Consider the following 19,828-nt stretch of genomic DNA (forward strand, 5'->3'; position numbering starts at 1 on the left):
AAATCGAATCAGGAGGAAGAACGGGATGAAACATGCATATTATTATTATACAAAGGAGGAGCTGCTTGCTTCGCCGAAGCTGCCGATTGCTGTGATGGAAGATAATGCAGCCGTTTTCCAGGCGATGGCGCAGGAAATGGCGGAGGAGATAAAAAGAAAGAATGCGCTTGGGGAGCGCACCGTGTTTATCTGCCCGGTGGGACCGGTCGGTCAGTATCCGTATTTTGTGGATATCGTAAACCGGGAGCGGATCAGTCTGAAAAATGTGTGGTTTCTTAATATGGACGAGTATCTGACGGACGATAAGCAGTGGATCGACGCTTCGGAGAAGCTGAGCTTCCGCGGCTTTATGAACCGTACCGTGTATTCGCAGATCGATCCGGAGCTGGTGATGCCGGAAAATCAGAGAGTATTTCCCGACCCGCAGAACACCGGATATCTGCAGGAGCTGATAGAGAAGCTCGGCGGCGTGGATATCTGCTTCGGCGGCATCGGCATCAACGGACATGTGGCGTTTAATGAGGCGCAGGACGAGTTGTCACCGGAGGAATTCCGTAATCTGCACACGCGGGTACTGAAAATCAGCCGGGAAACCAGAACAGCAAATGCAATCGGCGATCTGAACGGCGCTATTGACGATATGCCGGTCTACTGTATTACGATCGGGATGAACGAGATCTACAACGCACGGAAAATCCGTCTGGGCTGCTTCCGTGACTGGCACCGGAGCGTTGTGCGCCATGCGGCATACGGCGATGTGTCCGCGCACTTCCCGGTGACGCTCCTGCAGGAGCATCCGGATGTGCTGCTGCGCATCACGGAATTTGTGGCGGAGCTGCCATAAGGACAGAGAAACTGGGTCACGTTCTTACGCCTCAGAGAGCAGGTGGCAGGGGCTGGCGTGAACAGTAATCCAGTAATCCGAAGGACAGTGCAGAAGGGAGAAATCTCATGAAAAAGTATTATATCGTGAATGGGGAAGTATATATTAATCACCGGTTTGAAAAGGCGAACCTGCTGCTGGAGGAAGGAAAGCTGCGGATATGCAGAGAGGACGCGCCGCCGGAGGAAGGAAAGCCGCGGATATGCCGGGCGGATGCGCCGCCGGCGGGATGTGAAATTGTGGATGCGTCCGGCAGATGGGTCGTGCCCGGCTTTCTGGATGTCCATACGCACGGGGCTGTCGGCGTGGATGTGAACGGGGCGACGGCGGCGGATTTAAAGAAAATCGGCAGATTTTTTGCCGGGAACGGGACGACCGCCTGGCTTGCCTCCGTGCTGACGGACACGAAGGAGCAGACAGAGTGGTGCATCGATCAGTATCTGCAGTCTGACCAGTCGGACGTGCCGGCGGCAGAGCTTCTGGGGATTCACCTGGAGGGACCGTTTCTTGCGCCGGAGTATAAGGGCGCGATGCCGGAGCACCTGCTGCGAAACGGCTGCGCTGCGCTTGCCGCAGAGTATCAGGAGCGCGCAAAGGGAAATATCCGTTATATTACCGTTTCGCCGGAGGTGGAGGGCGTTGTGGAAATGATTCCGAAGCTGCGGGAGCTTGGAATGACGGTTGCGATCGGACATTCCGGCGCAGATTATCAGACCGCCATGTCGGCAATCGGGGCGGGGGCAGATAGCTGTACGCACACCTTTAACGCCATGCGGCTTCTGCACCAGCACGAGCCGGCGATTCTCGGAGCGGCGCTGGAAACGGATATTTACTGTGAAATGATCTGCGACGGGCTGCATCTGCATCCGGGGATCGTGCGGCTCCTGCTGAAAACCAAGGGGACGGAACGTGTCGTCGCCATTACGGATTCTATTATGGCGGCGGGACTGCCGGACGGAAGGTATCACCTGGGCGTGAACGAGGTCGTTGTGGAAAACGGTGACGCAAAGCTGGCATCCGACGGCACGCGGGCAGGCAGCACGCTTACGCAGATCCGGGCGCTGCGCAATCTGAAAAAATTTACCGGATATTCCCTGGAGGAATTGCTGCCGCTCTTTACGGAAAATCCGGCAAAACTGATTGGAGTGTATGACCGCAAGGGTTCCATCGCAGACGGGAAGGATGCGGATCTTGTCCTGCTCACGGAAAATCTGGATATCGACCGTGTCTTTTTGCGCGGCACTGCTTTTAAGAAAGAGGGCTGAGGTGCTGCCGGATGTGCCGTATTGCCGCGGCATATCCGGCATCGGAAGGATAACAGACCGGGCGGCGCATCCAGTGGTGGAAGGACAGCAGACCGGGCGGCGCGGTGCGTCCGGCATCCGCCGGACAGTATATTCGGCTGGCAGCAGCGCATCGGGTATTTGCACATTTTCCGGGAGAAAACATACCTTAAATAAAAAAGGTGTGCTATGGGATATTCAGATTATGTGGGCGTGGCAGGCACGATTATTAACATTTCCAGAGGAAATAACTGCTGCAGCCAGATGATGTCGCTCCGTACAGCGGAAGGAATCATAAACTTTACGGTGGAGGCAGATACGCAGATAATGGATAACCGGCAGCTCAGACCAGGAATGCAGGTGATTGCCTTCTATGACAGCAGCCTGCCGGTGCCGTTGATTTTCCCGCCGCAGTACCGTGCGCAGATCATTGCGGTGCCTGGAAGAAACGAACAGGTGATGTTAAATTTCTTTGACCGGAATCTGACTGCGGCTGACCGTTCTCTGCAGTTGAATGTCGGCAGAAATACCGTAATCAGAACGGTAAACGGGCAGGCATTTACCTGCAGTCTGCAGAACCGGTTCCTGCTGGTTTACTATACTGCGGTCACAAGAAGCATTCCGCCGCAGACGACGCCGGACAGAGTTGTGGTACTGTGCTGATGATACAACTTTGATACAAACATGATAAAATCAGGATACATTCCCCGTTTATACTGTCAGAAGAAAAACGGGAAAGAGTAGTGATTACATGAAAAAAGAGAATGCTTTGCAGCGTTTTATAAGTTATCTGACAGGCAGCCGGGAGTTGGAACAGGCGGAACAGATGCTGGGCAGGCTGCTCCTGGCAGCCGGAGATGACGGGCAGCGCCGGGAAATCGGCCGCATAAGAAAGCTGATACGGAAATACCGGAGAGAACGGCGTACCCGGCTTTGCATTGCAGGCGGAGCATTGTGTATTGTGCTGGCGGCGCTGATTCTATGGATGGCGGCGGTCATGTCCGAAAAAGGAACGGCGGATAAAAGCGGTGTGCAAAAATCCGCATCCGCACCGGATAGAGAGAATGCATCCGCCCTGCCGGAGGTGGGAATACAGGACGTGCTGCTGGGAGAAGGACAAAGCGCGCAGCCTGCTCAGACGGAAAAGCAGGAGGAAACGGAAGAAATCGTGAAGCTGGAGGAACCGGTGGAGCTGCTTTTAAGCTTTACCGGGGACTGCATTCTGGGAACGGACGAATATTTTGCCTGGGATACCGGGTTCAATGCTTATTACGATATGTACGGGGCGGATTATTTTCTGGAAAATGTGCGGGACATTTTTCAGAAGGATGATTTGACGATTGTTAATATGGAGGGAACGCTGACAGAGGAAACGACAAGAGAGGAGAAACAATTTGCGTTTAAGGGAAAGCCGGAGTTTGTAAAGATTCTGGCTTCCTCGTCTGTGGAGGCGGCAAATGTGGCGAACAACCACAGTCATGATTATGGGGAGCAGAGCTTTCTGGACACCGTCAATATCCTGGAGCAGAATCATATCCGGACCTTTGGTTATGACGACACGGCGCTGATGGAAGTGAAGGGCGTAAAGGTCGGGATATTTGGAATTTATGAGCTGGACGACCATCTGGAGCGGACTGGGCAGGTGAAATCGAATATCGCAAAACTGAAGCAGGAGGGCGCGGACATTATCGTGGCGGTTTTTCACTGGAGCAACGAGCTGGTGACGGTTCCCGATGAGAACCAGGTGACACTGGCGCATCTGGCAATCGACGAGGGAGCGGATGTGGTGGTCGGTCATCACCCGCACGTCCTGCAGGGAATCGGGACATACAAGGGCAAAACAATCGCCTACAGTCTTGGAAATTTCTGCTTCGGCGGAAATACGCATCCCACGGAGACAGACACCATGATTTTTCAGCAGAAATTTGTCATTAACACAGACAGAGAGATTACAGAGAGCGAGACAAATCTGATTCCCTGTTCGGTATCCTCCGACAGCACAATTAACAACTACCAGCCGACGCCGCTGACGGGAGAAGAAGCGGAGCGGGTATTAAATCTGATTGACGAAAGAAGCAGGGCACTGACGGGTTAACCCATCAGTGCCTTTAATGTTTCATAAAAATCCGGATAGCTGATTCTGACGCAGTCGGCGCCGGTAATTTCCGTTTCGCCGTCGGCGGCGAGCGCGGCGACGGCAAAGCTCATGGCGATGCGGTGGTCAAGATGGCTGTCGATGACAGCGCCGTGCAGCGGATGCCCGCCTTCGATAATCATACCGTCATCGGTCGCTGTCACATGAGCGCCCATAGCGGTGAGATTTTCCGTCATCACAGCGATGCGGTCGGATTCCTTCACCTTCAGCTCCTGGGCGTCGCGGATAACCGTGGTGCCCTCCGCCATGCAGGCGAGTACGGCGATGACGGGCAGCTCATCAATGAGCGTGGGGATGATGCCGCCGCCGATATCCGTGCCGTGGAGCGCGCTGTGCTTTACCAGAAGGTCGGCAACCGGCTCGCCGCCGCTCACCTTTTCATTTAAAACAGTAACGTCGCCGCCCATATCACGCACAACGCGCAGAATGCCGTCGCGGGTGGGATTGATGCCGACATTGCGTATCAGAATCTCGGAGCCGGGAATCATCAGCCCGGCGGCGATAAAATACGCTGCGGAGGAAATATCGCCCGGCACAGTAATTTTCATGCCGGACAGAACAGGCTCCGGCAAAATCGTGGCGGTAGTGCCGTGAGATTGTACGTCTGCGCCGAAACCGGCAAGCATCAGCTCCGTGTGGTTGCGGGAGAGCTGCGGCTCTGTCACGCTGGTGGGAGCGTCGGCGTAAAGACCGGCGAGCAGAATACAGGACTTCACCTGCGCGGAAGCCACCGGACTGCTGTAGTGAATGCCGTGCAGATGGCTGCCGCAGATGCGAAGCGGTGCGCAGCCGTTATCCTTCAGGCTCACGATATCCGCTCCCATCTGCGAGAGCGGCTCCATGATGCGTTTCATGGGGCGGCTCTGGATGGAAGCGTCGCCGTTTAACGTGCAGGAAAACGGCTGCCCGGCGAGAATGCCGGAAATCAGGCGGGTGGTCGTGCCGCTGTTTCCGGTATCCAGCGTATCGGCGGGGGCGGACAGTCCGTGCAGCCCCTTCCCGTGAATCAGGATGCGTTCCGGAGTATTTTCTATATCAATACCGAGCATACGGAAGCAATGTATCGTCGAGAGACAGTCCGCTCCCTGCAGAAAATTGGTAATTTCGGTCGTACCCTCCGCGAGCGCGCCGAACATGACGGCACGGTGGGAAATGGATTTGTCGCCGGGTACGGTAATTTCCCCCCTGAGGGGAGCATGTTTTTTAAAAATCATCGGGAAACCTACCTTTCGTATACAGTATAGCGGTATCTGCGCAGCAGCTCTACCGATTTTTTCAGAGATTCTTCGTCGTAAAACTCCACGCGCAGCACGGCTTCCTCAAATTCCCGGTTATGTACGATGCCGATATTGCGCAGGCTGATGCCGCTGCTTGCGAGAATCGTGGCAAGGGTGGCGATACCGCCCGCCTCGTCCACCATATCGCAGTAGAGCATATAAACCTTCTTCAGCGGTCCACTGGAGCGGTCGGAGAAGGAATTGCGGTAATCGCGCGAGCGCTCAAAAAGACTGTGGATGGCGGAGCTGTCTTTCGCAAGAAGCTGCGCGCGCACCTTCTGCAGACTTTCCGTGTAGGCGTCCAGCACGGAAACAATGTTGCCTGCGTTGGTCGTGCAGATCTGTTCCCACATATCGGGGGAGGAGGAGGCGATGCGCGTGATATCCTTGAATCCTCCGGCTGCGACGGTCCGCATCGTCTCGTTGGGCGTGTCCTCATCGTGCACCAGATTTACCAGCGTGGCTGCGATAATATGCGGCAGATGGCTGATGGCGGCAGTCACGTAATCGTGCTCTTTGCAGTCGAGCACCAGCGGCAGCGCGTTCAGAGAAGAAACCAGCTTTGTGTAGCGCGTCACCTTCTCCGGCGCAATCCCGGCGGAGGGCGTCAGAATATAATAAGCGTTTTCTATCAGAGCCCACTGGGAATGCTCGATGCCGGTCTTTTCAGAACCCGCCATCGGATGTCCGCCGATAAACCAATCTGACAGACCAAGCGCGGCGGCGCGTTCATGGATATCGGTCTTTGTGCTGCCGACATCCGTTAAAATGCAGTCCGTCTTCAAAAACGGCTTTATTTTCGGAAGGCTGGCGATATTTACCTCCACCGGCGCGCACAGAAAAATAAAATCACAGCGGGAAAACGCCTCGCAGATATCGTCGTATGCCTCGTCGATGATATGCTCCTTTAAAGCGTAATCCAGCGTCTCGCGTCTTCTCGCGCAGGCAAGAACGGTGGCGTCCGGGTAAAAATGCTTAATGGCTCTGGCGATGGAGCCGCCGATCAGCCCCAGGGCGACAAAGCCTGCAGTAAAATCAGTATTCATAAAAAATCCTTCTTTCGCTTTTGACTTCTAGTATTGTACTATCGATGGGAAGCGGATGTCAATGTTTTTTCACTTTAAAGCGCAAAAGCAATGGCTCACAAAAATATCTCTGGTAATCTTGAATAATTTGCTTGCTATTTATGCGCAGTTTTAGTAGAATATAACCATAGGCTTTGCGAGAGGGCGGAGAGGCATTGTTTTTCTGCCCGGACTAAAACGAAAATTGGAGGAAAGTATATGAAAGTTTATACAACAGACAGAATTCGCAATGTGGTTATCCTGGGTCATGGCGGCGCCGGCAAGACCAGTCTGACAGAAGCAATGGCTTACTTATCCGGTATTACCAGCCGTATGGGAAGCGTAACGGAAGGAAATACGGTAAGCGATTTTGATAAAGAGGAAATTAAGAGAAAGTTCTCCATCAGCACGACGGTGGTTCCGATCATCTGGGGCGACATCAAGGTAAACGTGCTGGATACGCCGGGCTACTTCGATTTCGTGGGCGAGGCAGAAGAGGCGGCGGCTGCGGCGGACGCGGCAATCATTGTCGTTTCCGGAAAGAGCGGCGTGGAAGTTGGCACCCAGAAAGCCTGGGAGCTGTGTGAGAAATACAAACTGCCGAGAATGTTCTTTGTTACCAACATGGACGTGGACAATGCCAGCTTCCGCCAGGTGGTGGAGGATCTGACAGAGCTTTACGGAAAGAAAATCGCGCCCATCCATCTGCCGATTCGTGAGAATGAGAAATTTGTCGGTTATGTAAACGTCGTAAAGAAAGCCGGCAGACGCTGGGTAGGAAAGGGCGAAAAGGTAGAGTGCGAGATTCCGGATTACTCGATGGAATATCTGGAGAGATACCGCGAGAACCTGCTTGAAGCAGTAGCGGAGACCTCAGAGGAATTTATGGATCGTTATTTTGCGGGAGAAGAGTTCTCCACAGCAGAGATTATGGCGGCGCTCACCATGAACGTATCCGACGGCTCCATCGTTCCGGTGGCAATGGGCTCGCCGGTGAACCTGCAGGGCGTGGCGAACCTGCTCGACGACATGGTGCAGTATTTCCCAAGCCCGGACAAACGCCATATCGCAGGCATCAACACAAAGACGAACGAGATCTACGAGGCAAATTACGACTTTGCAAAGGCAAAATCCGCTTTCGTATTCAAGACGATCGTGGATCCGTTTATCGGAAAATATTCACTCATCAAGGTGGCTTCCGGCGTTATCAAGAACGACGACACGCTCTATAACCCGAAGCAGGATGTGGAAGTAAAATTAAATAAACTGTATGTCATGGAAGGCAGCAGAACCATCGAGGTGCCGGAGCTTCATGCGGGCGATATCGGCGCGCTTGCAAAGCTGAATGTCACAAAGACCGGAGAATCCCTCTCCACCAAGACGACGCCTATCCAGTATGCGGGCATCGATGTTTCCGTTCCGTATACCTATAAGAGATACTTTGCAAAGAACAAGGGCGATGAGGATAAGATCTCCCAGGCGCTCGCAAAGATGATGCAGGAAGACCTCACCATGAAAGCGGTGAACGACGCCGAAAACCGTCAGACGCTTATCTACGGCATGGGCGACCAGCATCTCGACATTATTGCAAGCAAGCTGCAGACAAAATATAAAGTGGAAGTGGAGCTTGCGCGTCCCAAGGTGGCGTTCCGCGAGACCATCCGCAAGAAATCCGATGTGGAAGCGAAATATAAAAAGCAGTCCGGCGGACACGGACAGTACGGTCACGTTAAGATGCGTTTTGAGAGCTCCGGCGACCTGGAGACACCGTATGTATTCGAGCAGGTAGTTGTGGGCGGCGCCGTTCCGAAGAATTATTTCCCGGCAGTGGAAAAGGGTATCCAGGAATCTGTTCAGCGCGGACCGCTGGCAGCTTACCCGGTAGTCGGTGTGAAAGCAACCCTGTATGATGGTTCCTACCATCCGGTGGATTCCTCCGAAATGGCATTCAAGACAGCCGCTATCCAGGCGTTCAAGAAGGGCTTCATGGAGGCTTCTCCGGTACTGCTTGAGCCGATCGCATCGGTGAAGGTCACGGTTCCGGATAAATATACCGGGGATGTTATGGGCGATCTGAATAAGCGCCGCGGTCGTGTGCTCGGCATGAACCCGGACCACAAGGGCAACCAGATCATCGAGGCGGATGTTCCGATGATGGAGATGTACGGCTATTCCACACAGCTTCGCTCCATGACAGGCGGAAGCGGAACCTTCTCCTACGAATTTGCAAGATATGAGCAGGCTCCGTCTGATATCCAGGCGAAGGAAGTTGAGGCAAGAGCGGGTAAAGTAAATACAAATGAGGATTAATATTGACTTATCCGGCAAACATGATATAGTATGAGGGCAGGGCGGAAATATCCGCCCCGCGGTGCCTGCGGTCTGCTGTGTGCGGCTGTGAGATGGACAGCCTGCCGGCGGCAGAGTGCGATCCGCGGCATCATCATTTTAGTTAAGGAGGACAAAACAATGAAATATGTATGCGACGTATGCGGATGGGAATACGATGAGGAAGCAGGATGCCCGGAGGAGGGAATTGAACCGGGAACAAAGTGGGAGGACCTTCCGGAGGATTTTGCGTGCCCGCTCTGCGGCGTAGGAAAAGACCAGTTTTCCGAAGCATAAAGAACGAATGACCGGAAGCATAAAAGACGGACTTTCCGGAGTATAAAAGGATGAACCCCTGCATACGCTGTAAAAAGACGGTGCAGGGGTTTTTCATATGAAAAAACAAAACTGGAAGGACCTGGTAATCGCCGGAATCTTTTTCCTTGGGTTTCTGGCGGGAAGCTTATTTGTAAATCTGTGGGGAAATACCTATCTGAAAGAAAACGAAATTCTCAACGAATCCACATTGCTTTCCATCAAAAATACGGAGATCGATCAGCAGGCGCTTTTTTTCCATATTCTGCTGCAGAGGGGAAAGGTGTTTCTGTTTCTGGGACTGATTGGCTGCACCGCGGCGGGCATACCGGTCGTGCTGGCGGCGCTTGGCTGGATAGGCTTTGCTGCGGGGATGTTCCTCGGCATTTTCGTGGTCCGTATGCACATGCTGGGAATCCTGCTTTTCCTGGCGTCCATCCTGCCGCAGGCGTTTGTCTACGCGCCGCTCATCTGGATTCTGGCAAAGGCTGTTATGGAGCGCGGGATTGACCGCTTCCGCGGCAGGAAAAGGCCGGAGCTGTATACCGGGGAAAAGACCTATCTGCGCGACATGTGCCTGTGCGCGGCGCTGTTTCTGGTGGGCGTTTTGCTGGAGAGCAGCGCCGGACCGTGGCTTTTAAAGCAGGCGGTAAAATATTTTTTTTAAAAATTCCGGGCGAATTTTACCAGATATAGTGGTATACATAATTTCTTCCTCCGATATTTTGTAAAAAGTGTGAAAAAGCGCGTATTCAAGGGAAAAATGCGAAAAAAAAGTCATTGATTTTCCCGGAGAAACCACATATAATGTTTACATAAATAATGATTCTGGGGAGAATTATAAGGGAGCGTGACTCTTATTTTTTTGCTGCCAGTCATACGATAAAAAACGTCCGGCGGACGTTTTTCGCACGCTGGGAGCAGCGTATGCAACACAAAAGAAAGATGAGATTATGAAATATGGATATGACAAGAGAGCTGGCTCCGCAAATACAGCAGGATATGCGCCGGTTTGCAGACTATCTGGAAGAGGAAAAAAATGCGTCAAACAGTACGGTGATGTCCTATCAGAGGGATTTGAAAAAATTATTTCATTATTTGTCCGGTAAAGGTGTGGAAAAAGTACAGGATGTGACGGCTACCAGCCTGAACTCCTACATATTGCAGATGGAAAAAGAGGGATTTTCCACCTCATCTGTGTCGCGGACGATTGCATCCATCCGCGCTTTTTTTCATTTTCTGGTGAAAACAAAAGCGGTCACGGAGGATCCGAGCGACAATCTGAAGGCGCCGCACGTGGAAAAAAAGACGCCGGAGATACTGACGCTGGAGGAAACGGTGCAGCTTTTAAACCAGCCGGAGCTGGATTCGGCAAAGGGCATCCGCGATAAGGCGATGCTGGAGCTGCTTTATGCCACCGGGATGCGTGTCTCCGAGCTGATTTCCATGAAGCTGACAGACGTCAATATGGCGATGGGCTATGTGCTCTGCCGCGACAGCGACAAGGAGCGCGTGATTCCCTTCGGGACGGAGGCGGAGAAGGCGCTGAAGCGGTATCTGGAGGAGAGCCGCTCTGTGCTGCTGAAGGGAAAAGAGAGCGAATTTTTGTTTGTGAACTGCTCCGGAAAATCCATGAGCCGTCAGGGATTCTGGAAAATCATCAAATTTTATTCCGCGCAGGCAGGCATCACCAAGGACATCACGCCGCACACCCTGCGGCATTCCTTTGGCGCGCATCTGGTGCAGAATGGCGCCGACCTGCGGGCAGTGCAGGAGATGATGGGACATTCCGATATCTCCACGACGCAGATTTATATGGACATGAACGTCAGAAGAGTGCGTGAAATCTATGCGAAGGCGCATCCGAGAGGATAGCATATGCGCCAGCCTCAAACCCACAGAACCAGCTTCCCGCTGTGGCATGTGCCTGAGGCTGGCGTGAACCATAACGATAATGGCAACACCCCGACTACACTTTCTTGCAGTGGATTTTTTGACTTCCGCCTGCTATAATAAACTGTAACTATCCGGGCGCGCGTCAGATACCAGAAAGGTATACGTCACGCCTGCCTGATAGTTATCATATAAAAAGTGATAAAGCAGGGGTTGACACCATGAGTAAAAGAGGCGATAATCTGGGAGCAGAGCAGAGCAGAGCAGAGCAGAGCAGAGCAGAGCAGAGCAGAGCAGAGCAGAGCAGAGCAGAGCAGAGCAGAGCAGAGCAGAGCAGAGCAGAGCAGAGCGTTGACGTTCTGTCCTTTTATGGTGTTTTTTACCTGGTTATAATTTACAGAGGAAACCGTCAGACGGCGGGTGGCAGATGACCATCCGCCCTCCGGCGGTTTTTGTCGTTGTCATGCACCCGGAGGGAGCTGCCGGCGGCGGCTCATGCATTTGAAGAAAGTTGCGGGCGGCGGCTTCTGCAGGTCGTACAGAGAAACAGACGGGAGCGGGGAACGGGAATTGTCCGGGAACGGGAAGGAAAATCTTATGCAGAGAACGGAAAAGGAAGCGAAGGAAAAAAACAGAGAAGTATATCTGCGCCCGAAGCAGGCGGCGAGGAAGCTGAAGGTGGCGCTGGAGATGGGAAACGCGGTTTATCTGTACGGCGTCACGGGCATCGGCAAGACGGCTCTGGTGCGGGATGTACTTGCGCGCAGACCTTATGAATACTATCCGGCGGCGGAGACAGAGCCGGAGGACATCAGGACAGAGCCGGAGAAAATAAAAACGGAGCTGGCGAAAACCGGGAGACGACCGGAGAAAACCGCTGCGGCAGAAGACAGGGCGGAGAAAACTGCAACGAAAGAGGAGTCTGGAACGGAGGAGACGGAAGCGGAGCGCATCGTGGTCATCGACGGTCTGCACGGCGTCACGCTGCAGACCCGCCAGGAGGAATACGCGGCGCTGATAAAGAAGCTGCTGGGGCAGGAGCGGGTGCGTCTGCTGCTGATCTCCCGCGCGCCGGTGCCCGGCTGGCTTCTGCCGCTTCATATGGAATACCGGTTTGTCGAGATAGCGGAAAGGGATTTTTATTTCACACAGAAGGAGCAGGAGGAATATCTGGAGCGGTGCGGCATCTATCTGGAGCCGGATGCGGCAGGTCAGGCGTGGGAGCTCGCAAAAGGGCATCCGGCGGCGCTGCGCCTTCTGGTTATGGAAAAGGGGGACATCCGTCTTGCTGTAAAAAATATGTGGCTCTGGCTGGAAAACCATGTATTTGATCAGTGGGAGGCGGAGCTGCAGGAATTTCTGATGGAAACCTCCATTGTGGAGAATTATACAAGAGAGCTGGCGGGCATGCTTACCGGCAGAAACAATGTGGACGAGCTGATTTCCCGCGCGGAGGAGCTGGGAAACTTTATGACAAAGACCGGACAGGACGGCGTGTGGGAATACCGCTGGGGAATGCGGCAGGCTATGCGCCAGCGGATCCGGAAAAAATACAACAGTAAAGAAATACAGCGTCTTTATTCCAACGCGGGGCTTTATTATGAAATGCACGGGCAGATCCGGGAGGCGCTGGATGCCTATGAAACATGCCGGGATGAGGAGAGCGTATTGAGGGTGCTCTGCGCCAACGCCCGCAGAAATCCGGCGGCCGGGGCGTATTTTGAGCTGCGGGAATATTATCTTTCCCTGCCGGAGGAAACGGTGATGAAAAATCCGGCGCTGATTTCCTATATGAGTATGCTGCACTCCATTCTGATGGATGAAGAAAAGAGCGAATACTGGTACCGGATGCTGGAGAAATACGCCGGGGAGCATGGCGGCAGCGAAAAGCGGGAAGCAAAGCGCTGGCTCGTTTATCTGGATATCGCCCTGCCGCACCGTGGAAGCGCGGGGCTGATTCCGTTGCTGAAGAGCGCCGGGAGTATGGCGGCGGGACACCGGACGGCGCTGCCGGAGCTTTCCGTGACCACCAATCTGCCCTCGCTGATGAACGGGGGAAAGGATTTCTGCGAATGGAGCAAAAGAGACAAAGAGCTGGCGGCGTCTATCGGAAAGGCGGTGTCCCTGGCGCTGGGAGAATACGGCAAAGGGCTGGTGCCGCTGGCGCTGGCGGAGAGCGGCCTGGAAAAGGGCGCGGACAGCTTTGAGGTGATGCGGCTGGCGGAAAAGGGCAGGCTGAACGCGGAGGGCAGAGTGGAGCTGTGCTTTGTGGCTTCGGCGCTGCTGGCGTGGCTGGCGATTCTGAACGGAAACGCGGAATATGCGGAGGAAATCATGGAAACCTTCCGCGGGCGCGCAAAAAGAGAGGCGCCCCGGATGCTCCCGAACATCGATGCTTTTCTCTGCCGGATATTTCTTTATCAGAAGCGCCCGGCAAAGACAATGGAATGGCTGGATACGGCGCCGAAGGAGGCGGACACCTTCTGTACGCTGGAGCGGTTCCGCTACCTTACCAAGGCGCGGGTATATCTGCAGGCGGGAAGATACGAGGCGGCGCTGGGACTTCTGGAGGAGCTTCTGTATTATGCGGAAAAAATGAAACGGACTTACATAAAAATGGAAGCGTCCCTGCTTCTTGCCGTCACGCTGTACCGGCTGGGGCGCGAAGAATGGCGGGAAACGCTTCAGAGCTGCATCACCTGTGCGGAAGGCTACCATTTCGTGCGGCTGTTCTCCAGAGAATGCGGGGCGGTTCCGGACCTTCTGGAAGTGGGCGGCATAGAATGGACGGACGAAGGCTTTCAGAAGCAGGTGCTGGAGGAATGCAGAAAGATGGCAAAGCTTTATCCCGGATACCTCTGCCAGGGAACGGACAGTGAGGTCCGCCTCTCCGGGCAGGCGGTCAGAATCCTGCGGATGCAGGCGGAGGGTATTTCCATAAAGGAAATCGCGCGCCGTCTGGGAATCCGGGAGGACACGGTGAAATATCACAACCGGGAAACTTACCGGAAGCTGGGCGTGAGCAGCCGTACCGCCGCTATTCACGAGGCGAGGCTGCGGAAACTGATATAAGGAACGAGGAGTGATACAGATATGAAAAACAGGAAAAAGGTGCGCAAAGGCGGTCTGCGCCGGGCGGCGGCACTCGCGCTGGCGGCAGTGCTGGCGGGAAGCTCTGTGGAAATCCCGGCGACTGCGCAGAATGGGAACGCGGGAAGCGGAGCTGTCGGCATGGAAACAGCGGTGATTACAGCATTTTCTGACCTTCCGGAGGAAACACGTACACAGACGCTGGAGATTGGCGCGGATAAGGCGGATATCCAGTTCCCGGATACGCTGACCGTCACACTGTCTCTTCCGGCGGACAACTCCGGAGCGGAAACAGAACCGGAGAGCGGGACGGAAGGCGTATCGGAGACAGAAGCGCAGAGCGGGACGGAAGGCGTATCGGAGACAGAGCCGCAAAGCGGGACGGAAGGCATATCGGAGACAGAGCCGCAAAGCGGGACAGAAGGCGTATCGGAGACAGAAGCGCAGAGTGAGACGAAAGCCGCTCCGGAGGCAGAGATGCCGGGCACGGCGGAAAACGGCACGGAAGCGGCGACGCAGGGCGCGGAAGAAAACGGAACAGAAGCGGCGACGCCGGGCGCTGCAGAAGCTGGCACGGAAGCGGCGGCGCAGAGCGCGGCGGAGACTTCCGCGCAGCCAGATATCGCGGCGCAGGCGCAGCAGGAAACGGCAGCCGTACTGCAGGCGGAGCCTGCCAGACCGTCGGGACAGACGGAACAGATCGCAGGTACGGAAGCGGCGGCGCAGAGCATGGCGGAGACTTCCGCACAGCCGGATACCGCAGCGGCAGCAGAGACAGGGCAGGCGCAGCAGGACACACCGTCAGAGGGCGGCATCCTGTCCTCCCTACTGGACACAGTATTTCCGCCTGTGACGGTCCATGCGGCGGAATCGCAGAATACGGATGCGCAGATTACCCAAAATGTCATGCTGACGGGGATTACATGGAAGCTTGACGCGGAAAAAAGCGATGCGGCAGAGTTCCGTTCCGATAAAGAAGCGGCCGGGAATACCTATGTATACGTTCCGGTACTGCCGGAAACCGTAAATACGGAAGCCGCAGGCGGGGGAACGGCACAATACGCGTTGACTGTCGGGGACGGCGTGCCGCTTCCGGAGATTACCGTCAAAATCGCAGAAGCGGCGAATGCGTATGGAACGGAAATTGAGAGCGGAACGACCGGAAACTGTGTCTGGGCGGTGTATGACAAGGACGGGGATGGGACGGCGGATACGCTGGTGATCGGCACCGGAACGGGAACGTCAATGAAAAATTATTATTATAATGAAGAACCGCCCTGGAGGAAATACCGGACCAGCATCACTGCCCTTGTGGTGGAAGATGGTGTTACCCAGATAGGCGAGTATTCGTTTGCGCGTATGGAAGCTCTGCAGAAAGCGGACCTGTCGGAAAGCCTCTGGAATATTGGACGCTACGCTTTTTTGGAATGCTCTTCTCTGGAAAGCATAAAAATTCCGGATGATGTTTCTGACATTGAGATAGGGGCTTTTTCAGAGTGTTATAGTTTAAAATCGGTTGTTCTGCCGAAAAGACTGGAGTATATATATAGCGACACTTTTAGAGGTTGTCCTCTGACGTCTGTTGATTTGCCGGATACGCTGAAAACGATTGGACAATATGCGTTTGGTGGGAGCTGTCTGGACAAGCTGATTCTCCCGGAAAATGTTTCTTCCATAGGGGAGACGGCATTTGCTGGAGTGAATCCGGAAGTGGTTTATAATCTGTCTGATGTGGTTCTCACCTATGAGATATTTTATATGGATGGAACGCCGGGGACTGTCTACAGCGTCACCCTGAGGGAAAGCGGCGGGGAGACGGATACGACCCGGAAAGTTCTGCCCTCCCAGGTTGCATCCGGGACGCGGTACGAGGGCACCGAATACGACGCATCGTTTTATTTCACGGACGGAGGCGCGGAGGCATGGTTCATGGAGAATGAGGACGGCTCCGTCACGGAGGTCGCGGCGGAAAATGAGGAAACCGTTTTTGCCGGGGAGCCTGTGTTCTGGCGCGCAAAGCGGATGTCCGGAGACGGCGTGACCGCGGAGGCGCATTATACCGGTGATGCAGAGAGTTCTTATACGCTGACGGTAAAGGACAGCGAAACAGGGGAGATGCTGAAGGAGGGCGAACACTACATCCAGACAATCGTCAGTGAGGACGGGACCGACGCGGACGGAAATCCGACCAGCGCCGGGACGCAGCCGGGCAGGGTCACGGTGCGTGTGGAAGGCATCCTGGAGAATGGCTACGGCGGAACACGGGAGGTCACATTTGAGATCGCCGCGGTCGCCAGAGTAGAGCTGGCGGACGGCAGTGTGAAGGAATACACCGACGTCGCGGAGGCATTCGCTTCCGTCGGGGCGAATACAGCGACCATCACCCTGCTGGCGGACGCAGAGGTCAGCGCGACGCTTACCGTACCGGCTGGCAGCAATATCACCTTAAAGAGTGAAGCGGACGAGAGCGGAAATACCTATACTCTCTCCGGAAATGTATTCAACCGGCAGAGCGGACTGATTGATGTTGTCACCGGGGGAACCCTCACGCTGGAGAGCGGCACCGTTGAAAACGGAGCGGGCGGAAACAACGCTATTGCGGTAAACGGCGGGCACTTTGTTCTGAACGGCGGAACGGCTGCGGCGTCGGCGAACGGACATTCCGGCGTCTGCGTGTACAACGGGGGAACGGCGGAAATCATAAAAGGAAATGTCAGCGGGGATATCGGCGTGGCAGCGGCTTCCGAGGGAAGCGCCATCACAATCACGGACGGAAACATCAGCGGCAGAGCAACCGGCGTGTATGTCAGCGGCTCCGGGGCACTGGTTACAATCAAAGGGGGCAGTTTCAGCGCTTCCAATACAGTGGATAAGGACGACGCCGACGGCGCGGCGCTCCGTATCCAGACCTCCGGCAGTGCGCTTCTTTCCGGCGGAACCTACAGCGGCGCATACGGCATCTTTATTCAAAGCGGCAACTCTGTTACGCTGAAGGACCTTCTGGACGGGGAAGCAAAGTATTATCAGAATTGAGCGCAGGTTACGGAAGGGCTGGACGGCAGGACGCTGACCGGACAGGTGACGGTCGGCGTGTGTCAGCATGAGACTTATAGAAACGGCTTCTGCACCGTCTGCGGGGAATACGAACCGGCAAACTTAAATGAACAGACCGGTCAGTACGAGATTGGAAACGGCGGGCAGTTTTTCTGGTTTGCAGAGCTGGTAAACGGGACGGGAGACGAAAATGCTGAAAAAAATCCGGGAGCGGATGCGCTTCTGACGGCGGATATCGATTTGGAGAGCCGTCCGTGGACGCCAATCGGAGACGATGACTTTCCATATAGCGGAACCTTTGACGGCGGCGGGCATACTATAAGAGGACTTTTTATCAACGCTCCCGGTGTATCTGGAATGTTTGGCATAATAGACGGTAATGGTGTGGTACAAAATCTTAATATAACAGAAGGCTGCGTGACCGGCGTAAGTTATGCGGGCGGTATAGCGACAAATAATTACGGTACGATTATAAACAGCAGCTTTAGCGGCAGCGTGACCGGAGTAGATTGTGTGGGCGGCATAGCGGGGGTTAATTACGGTACGATTATAGACAGCAGCTTTAGCGGCAGTGTGACCGTGACCAGCAACGGTTACGATGACGGCGTGGGCGGTATTGCAGGATTTAGTTACTACGGCACTATTGTAAGATGCTCGAACAGCGGAGCGGTGAATGGCGGATGCGCGGGAGGAATTGCAGGAAGAAATAGAGCGAACTCTGTTATCAAAGATTGTTTTAACATCGGCACAGTAAACAGCAGCAGCTGGGCAGGCGGGATAACGGGATACAATGTGGGCGGCAGCAGTGTCACCGGCTGCTTTAGTACCGGCGCGGTGAGCGGTACATACGCAGGTGGTATTGCAGGAGATAGCGGTACGATTGCAGACTGCTGTTATCTGGAGGGAACGGCGGAGAACAGTATCGGCGTCGGCAGCGGCTCCGTTACTAACACCTCCGGCAAGACGGCGGCGGAATTTGCCTCCGGCGAGGTTGCCTGGCTGTTAAACGGCGGCAGTGTGGCGGAGGACGGCACGGTGACGGAACCGGCGGGCAATGTCTGGAAGCAGGACAATCTGGGGGCAGAGGGCAGTCTGCCCGGCTTTGCCGGTCCGGACGTCTACCGGAGCGAAAGCTGCGACGGGGTGGTCATCTACACAAACGATGCTTCCCTTGCCGGAAAGAAGGAGCATGTGTTTGATGAAAACTACTACTGCAGCAGTTGCGGGCAGCAGATGGTCGCGCGGGTATCGGCTGGCGGAGCCGCGATATACTATGCGGACATTCAGAACGCGTGGGCGGCGGCAAAGGAGTGCGGCAGCGCAAAGATACCGGCAGTCGTTACGCTGGTTGCGGACGCCGTGGTCACGGAAACACTGACCGTGGAGGGTGGAGATTCTATCTTCCTCACCTGCGTGAGCGGAAAAGAGTGCACCATTTCCAGCAGCACGGAGGGGACGGTAAGTAATATCATTACTGTTTCCGGTGGAAGCTTCGAGCTGGCGGGCGGTGTGGTCAGCAACAGCGCGGGAAACGGTATCTCCGTGTCCGGCGGAGCGTTTTCCATGACCGGCGGAGCGGTAAAAGCAACCATTAACGAAACGGTAATTTGCTATGGGATTGCAGTATCCGACGGAGAAGCATCCTTAAGCGGCGGAACCGTAAACGGCAGAACGTACGGGCTGTATGTGACGGGCGGAGAGATATCTGTCGGCGGCAGCAGTGCAATTACCGGAGGAGAACGCCGGGTAAATGGGGTAAATGGAGGCACGGGGATATCCATGTACGGAGGAACCGTTGTGATAAGCGGCGGACAGATTACTGGTATTTTCTCGCAAAATTCCGCAGGATACGGTGTATATGTGGAGGATGGAACGCTTGCCGTCAGCGGCGGGAATATCAGAGGAGAAAGTTATGGATTGCGTGTCACTGACCGTAACTATTCTATTACGCTTTCCGGCGGGATAATAGAGGGAGAAGTCTATCATATTTGGACAGCAAATGGGGTTGTAAGTAATTTTCTGGCGCAGGGCTGCTATTATTACAATGAAAATGGCGCGCAGCTGACCGGGGATGGGAGATCTTTTAGGAGCGATGGATATGTTACGGTAAAGAATCCGGGCGCGGAGGTTGTTTCGGTAGATGTGACCTGGGGTTCCCTGGACTTTACCTATACGGACGGCGGCTGGAACCCGGAAACCCACACCTACGGCGACGGCGGCTGGCGAGCCTCCGACGAGGGCGGGGATAAGATTACGGTCGCAAACACGGGAGAAGCAGAAGTATCCGTTTCTTACCGGTACCGGCAGATAAATACGGCATTTTCCGGCAGTTTTGCGGATGCGGCGGGAAACGCGCTGGAGAGCAGCGTATCGCTGGCGTCCGGGGAGGAAACAGAAGCGATTCTGTCGCTGGAAGGAAAGCCGCGCACCGGGCTGGATGCAGATATCCTTGGCCAGGTGACGGTGACGATCGGAGGTGAGTGACG

14 protein-coding genes are annotated in these 19,828 nt (G+C 54.7%); 12 read left to right on the forward strand and 2 right to left on the reverse strand.

Translation table 11 applies throughout. The features are described 5' to 3' along the window. The first annotated feature begins 25 nt into the window (after positions 1–25). From NQ534_RS17835 to NQ534_RS17850, 4 genes are all read left to right on the forward strand, one after another. Positions 26–844, forward strand: a complete 819-nt coding sequence (locus NQ534_RS17835) for a sugar phosphate isomerase family (RefSeq protein ID WP_006862583.1) — start codon at positions 26–28, stop codon at positions 842–844. 107 nt (positions 845–951) lie between these two features. Then, the gene (gene nagA, locus NQ534_RS17840) at positions 952–2,148 is read left to right on the forward strand and encodes an N-acetylglucosamine-6-phosphate deacetylase (RefSeq protein WP_006862584.1); all 1,197 of its coding nucleotides are present in this window, start codon (positions 952–954) and stop codon (positions 2,146–2,148) included. A gap of 207 nt (positions 2,149–2,355) precedes the next feature. Continuing rightward, positions 2,356–2,829, forward strand: coding sequence for a hypothetical protein (locus NQ534_RS17845; RefSeq protein ID WP_006862586.1), 474 nt, complete (start codon positions 2,356–2,358; stop codon positions 2,827–2,829). 88 nt (positions 2,830–2,917) lie between these two features. After that, positions 2,918–4,261, forward strand: a complete 1,344-nt coding sequence (locus tag NQ534_RS17850; protein ID WP_006862587.1) for a CapA family protein — start codon at positions 2,918–2,920, stop codon at positions 4,259–4,261. On the opposite strand, the gene aroA is transcribed toward NQ534_RS17850, so the two are convergent. Together aroA and NQ534_RS17860 are read right to left on the reverse strand one after the other, a co-directional pair. After that, complete coding sequence (aroA, locus tag NQ534_RS17855) at positions 4,258–5,535, reverse strand: 3-phosphoshikimate 1-carboxyvinyltransferase (protein WP_006862588.1); 1,278 nt, start codon at positions 5,533–5,535, stop codon at positions 4,258–4,260. The two genes, NQ534_RS17850 and aroA, sit on opposite strands and share 4 nt — an antisense overlap. An 8-nt stretch (positions 5,536–5,543) precedes the next feature. Further along, on the reverse strand, positions 5,544–6,644 hold the full coding sequence (locus tag NQ534_RS17860; protein WP_006862589.1) for a prephenate dehydrogenase: 1,101 nt from the start codon (positions 6,642–6,644) through the stop codon (positions 5,544–5,546). A gap of 237 nt (positions 6,645–6,881) precedes the next feature. Between NQ534_RS17860 and NQ534_RS17865 the strand changes: the two genes are divergently transcribed. From NQ534_RS17865 to NQ534_RS17900, 8 genes are all read left to right on the forward strand, one after another. Continuing rightward, positions 6,882–8,972: an elongation factor G gene (locus NQ534_RS17865; RefSeq protein WP_006862590.1), complete on the forward strand. Its 2,091-nt coding sequence runs from the start codon at positions 6,882–6,884 to the stop codon at positions 8,970–8,972. 159 nt (positions 8,973–9,131) lie between these two features. Further along, entirely contained in the window at positions 9,132–9,287 is a 156-nt protein-coding gene (locus NQ534_RS17870; RefSeq protein ID WP_040783798.1) for a rubredoxin, read from the forward strand. A 97-nt stretch (positions 9,288–9,384) separates the two neighbouring features. Then, positions 9,385–9,972: a stage II sporulation protein M gene (locus tag NQ534_RS17875; protein ID WP_006862592.1), complete on the forward strand. Its 588-nt coding sequence runs from the start codon at positions 9,385–9,387 to the stop codon at positions 9,970–9,972. A gap of 293 nt (positions 9,973–10,265) precedes the next feature. Beyond that, positions 10,266–11,180, forward strand: a complete 915-nt coding sequence (gene xerD, locus NQ534_RS17880) for a site-specific tyrosine recombinase XerD (RefSeq protein ID WP_006862595.1) — start codon at positions 10,266–10,268, stop codon at positions 11,178–11,180. A 239-nt stretch (positions 11,181–11,419) separates the two neighbouring features. After that, positions 11,420–11,629, forward strand: a complete 210-nt coding sequence (locus NQ534_RS17885) for a hypothetical protein (RefSeq protein ID WP_006862596.1) — start codon at positions 11,420–11,422, stop codon at positions 11,627–11,629. A gap of 64 nt (positions 11,630–11,693) precedes the next feature. Then, a complete protein-coding gene (locus tag NQ534_RS17890; protein ID WP_006862597.1) occupies positions 11,694–14,270 on the forward strand; it encodes a LuxR C-terminal-related transcriptional regulator in 2,577 nt (858 codons plus the stop codon). Positions 14,271–14,291: 21 nt separating this feature from the next. Then, the gene (locus tag NQ534_RS17895) at positions 14,292–17,321 is read left to right on the forward strand and encodes a leucine-rich repeat protein (protein ID WP_006862598.1); all 3,030 of its coding nucleotides are present in this window, start codon (positions 14,292–14,294) and stop codon (positions 17,319–17,321) included. A 57-nt stretch (positions 17,322–17,378) separates the two neighbouring features. After that, entirely contained in the window at positions 17,379–19,826 is a 2,448-nt protein-coding gene (locus NQ534_RS17900) for a hypothetical protein (protein ID WP_260042833.1), read from the forward strand. The last annotated feature ends 2 nt before the right edge of the window (positions 19,827–19,828 follow it).

It is taken from the genome of Marvinbryantia formatexigens DSM 14469 (genome assembly GCF_025148285.1).
GTDB classification, from domain to species: domain Bacteria; phylum Bacillota; class Clostridia; order Lachnospirales; family Lachnospiraceae; genus Marvinbryantia; species Marvinbryantia formatexigens.

Bases quoted from the DNA above. Each gene is read 5' to 3' on its own strand.
- NQ534_RS17835 (WP_006862583.1), top strand. From the start codon at position 26: ATGAAACATGCATATTATTATTATACAAAGGAGGAGCTGCTTGCTTCG.
- NQ534_RS17890 (WP_006862597.1), top strand. From the start codon at position 11,694: ATGCATTTGAAGAAAGTTGCGGGCGGCGGCTTCTGCAGGTCGTACAGA.
- NQ534_RS17895 (WP_006862598.1), top strand. From the start codon at position 14,292: ATGAAAAACAGGAAAAAGGTGCGCAAAGGCGGTCTGCGCCGGGCGGCG.
- xerD (WP_006862595.1), top strand. From the start codon at position 10,266: ATGGATATGACAAGAGAGCTGGCTCCGCAAATACAGCAGGATATGCGC.
- NQ534_RS17850 (WP_006862587.1), top strand. From the start codon at position 2,918: ATGAAAAAAGAGAATGCTTTGCAGCGTTTTATAAGTTATCTGACAGGC.
- NQ534_RS17860 (WP_006862589.1), bottom strand. From the start codon at position 6,644: ATGAATACTGATTTTACTGCAGGCTTTGTCGCCCTGGGGCTGATCGGC.
- NQ534_RS17870 (WP_040783798.1), top strand. From the start codon at position 9,132: ATGAAATATGTATGCGACGTATGCGGATGGGAATACGATGAGGAAGCA.
- NQ534_RS17885 (WP_006862596.1), top strand. From the start codon at position 11,420: ATGAGTAAAAGAGGCGATAATCTGGGAGCAGAGCAGAGCAGAGCAGAG.
- NQ534_RS17875 (WP_006862592.1), top strand. From the start codon at position 9,385: ATGAAAAAACAAAACTGGAAGGACCTGGTAATCGCCGGAATCTTTTTC.
- NQ534_RS17865 (WP_006862590.1), top strand. From the start codon at position 6,882: ATGAAAGTTTATACAACAGACAGAATTCGCAATGTGGTTATCCTGGGT.
- aroA (WP_006862588.1), bottom strand. From the start codon at position 5,535: ATGATTTTTAAAAAACATGCTCCCCTCAGGGGGGAAATTACCGTACCC.
- nagA (WP_006862584.1), top strand. From the start codon at position 952: ATGAAAAAGTATTATATCGTGAATGGGGAAGTATATATTAATCACCGG.
- NQ534_RS17845 (WP_006862586.1), top strand. From the start codon at position 2,356: ATGGGATATTCAGATTATGTGGGCGTGGCAGGCACGATTATTAACATT.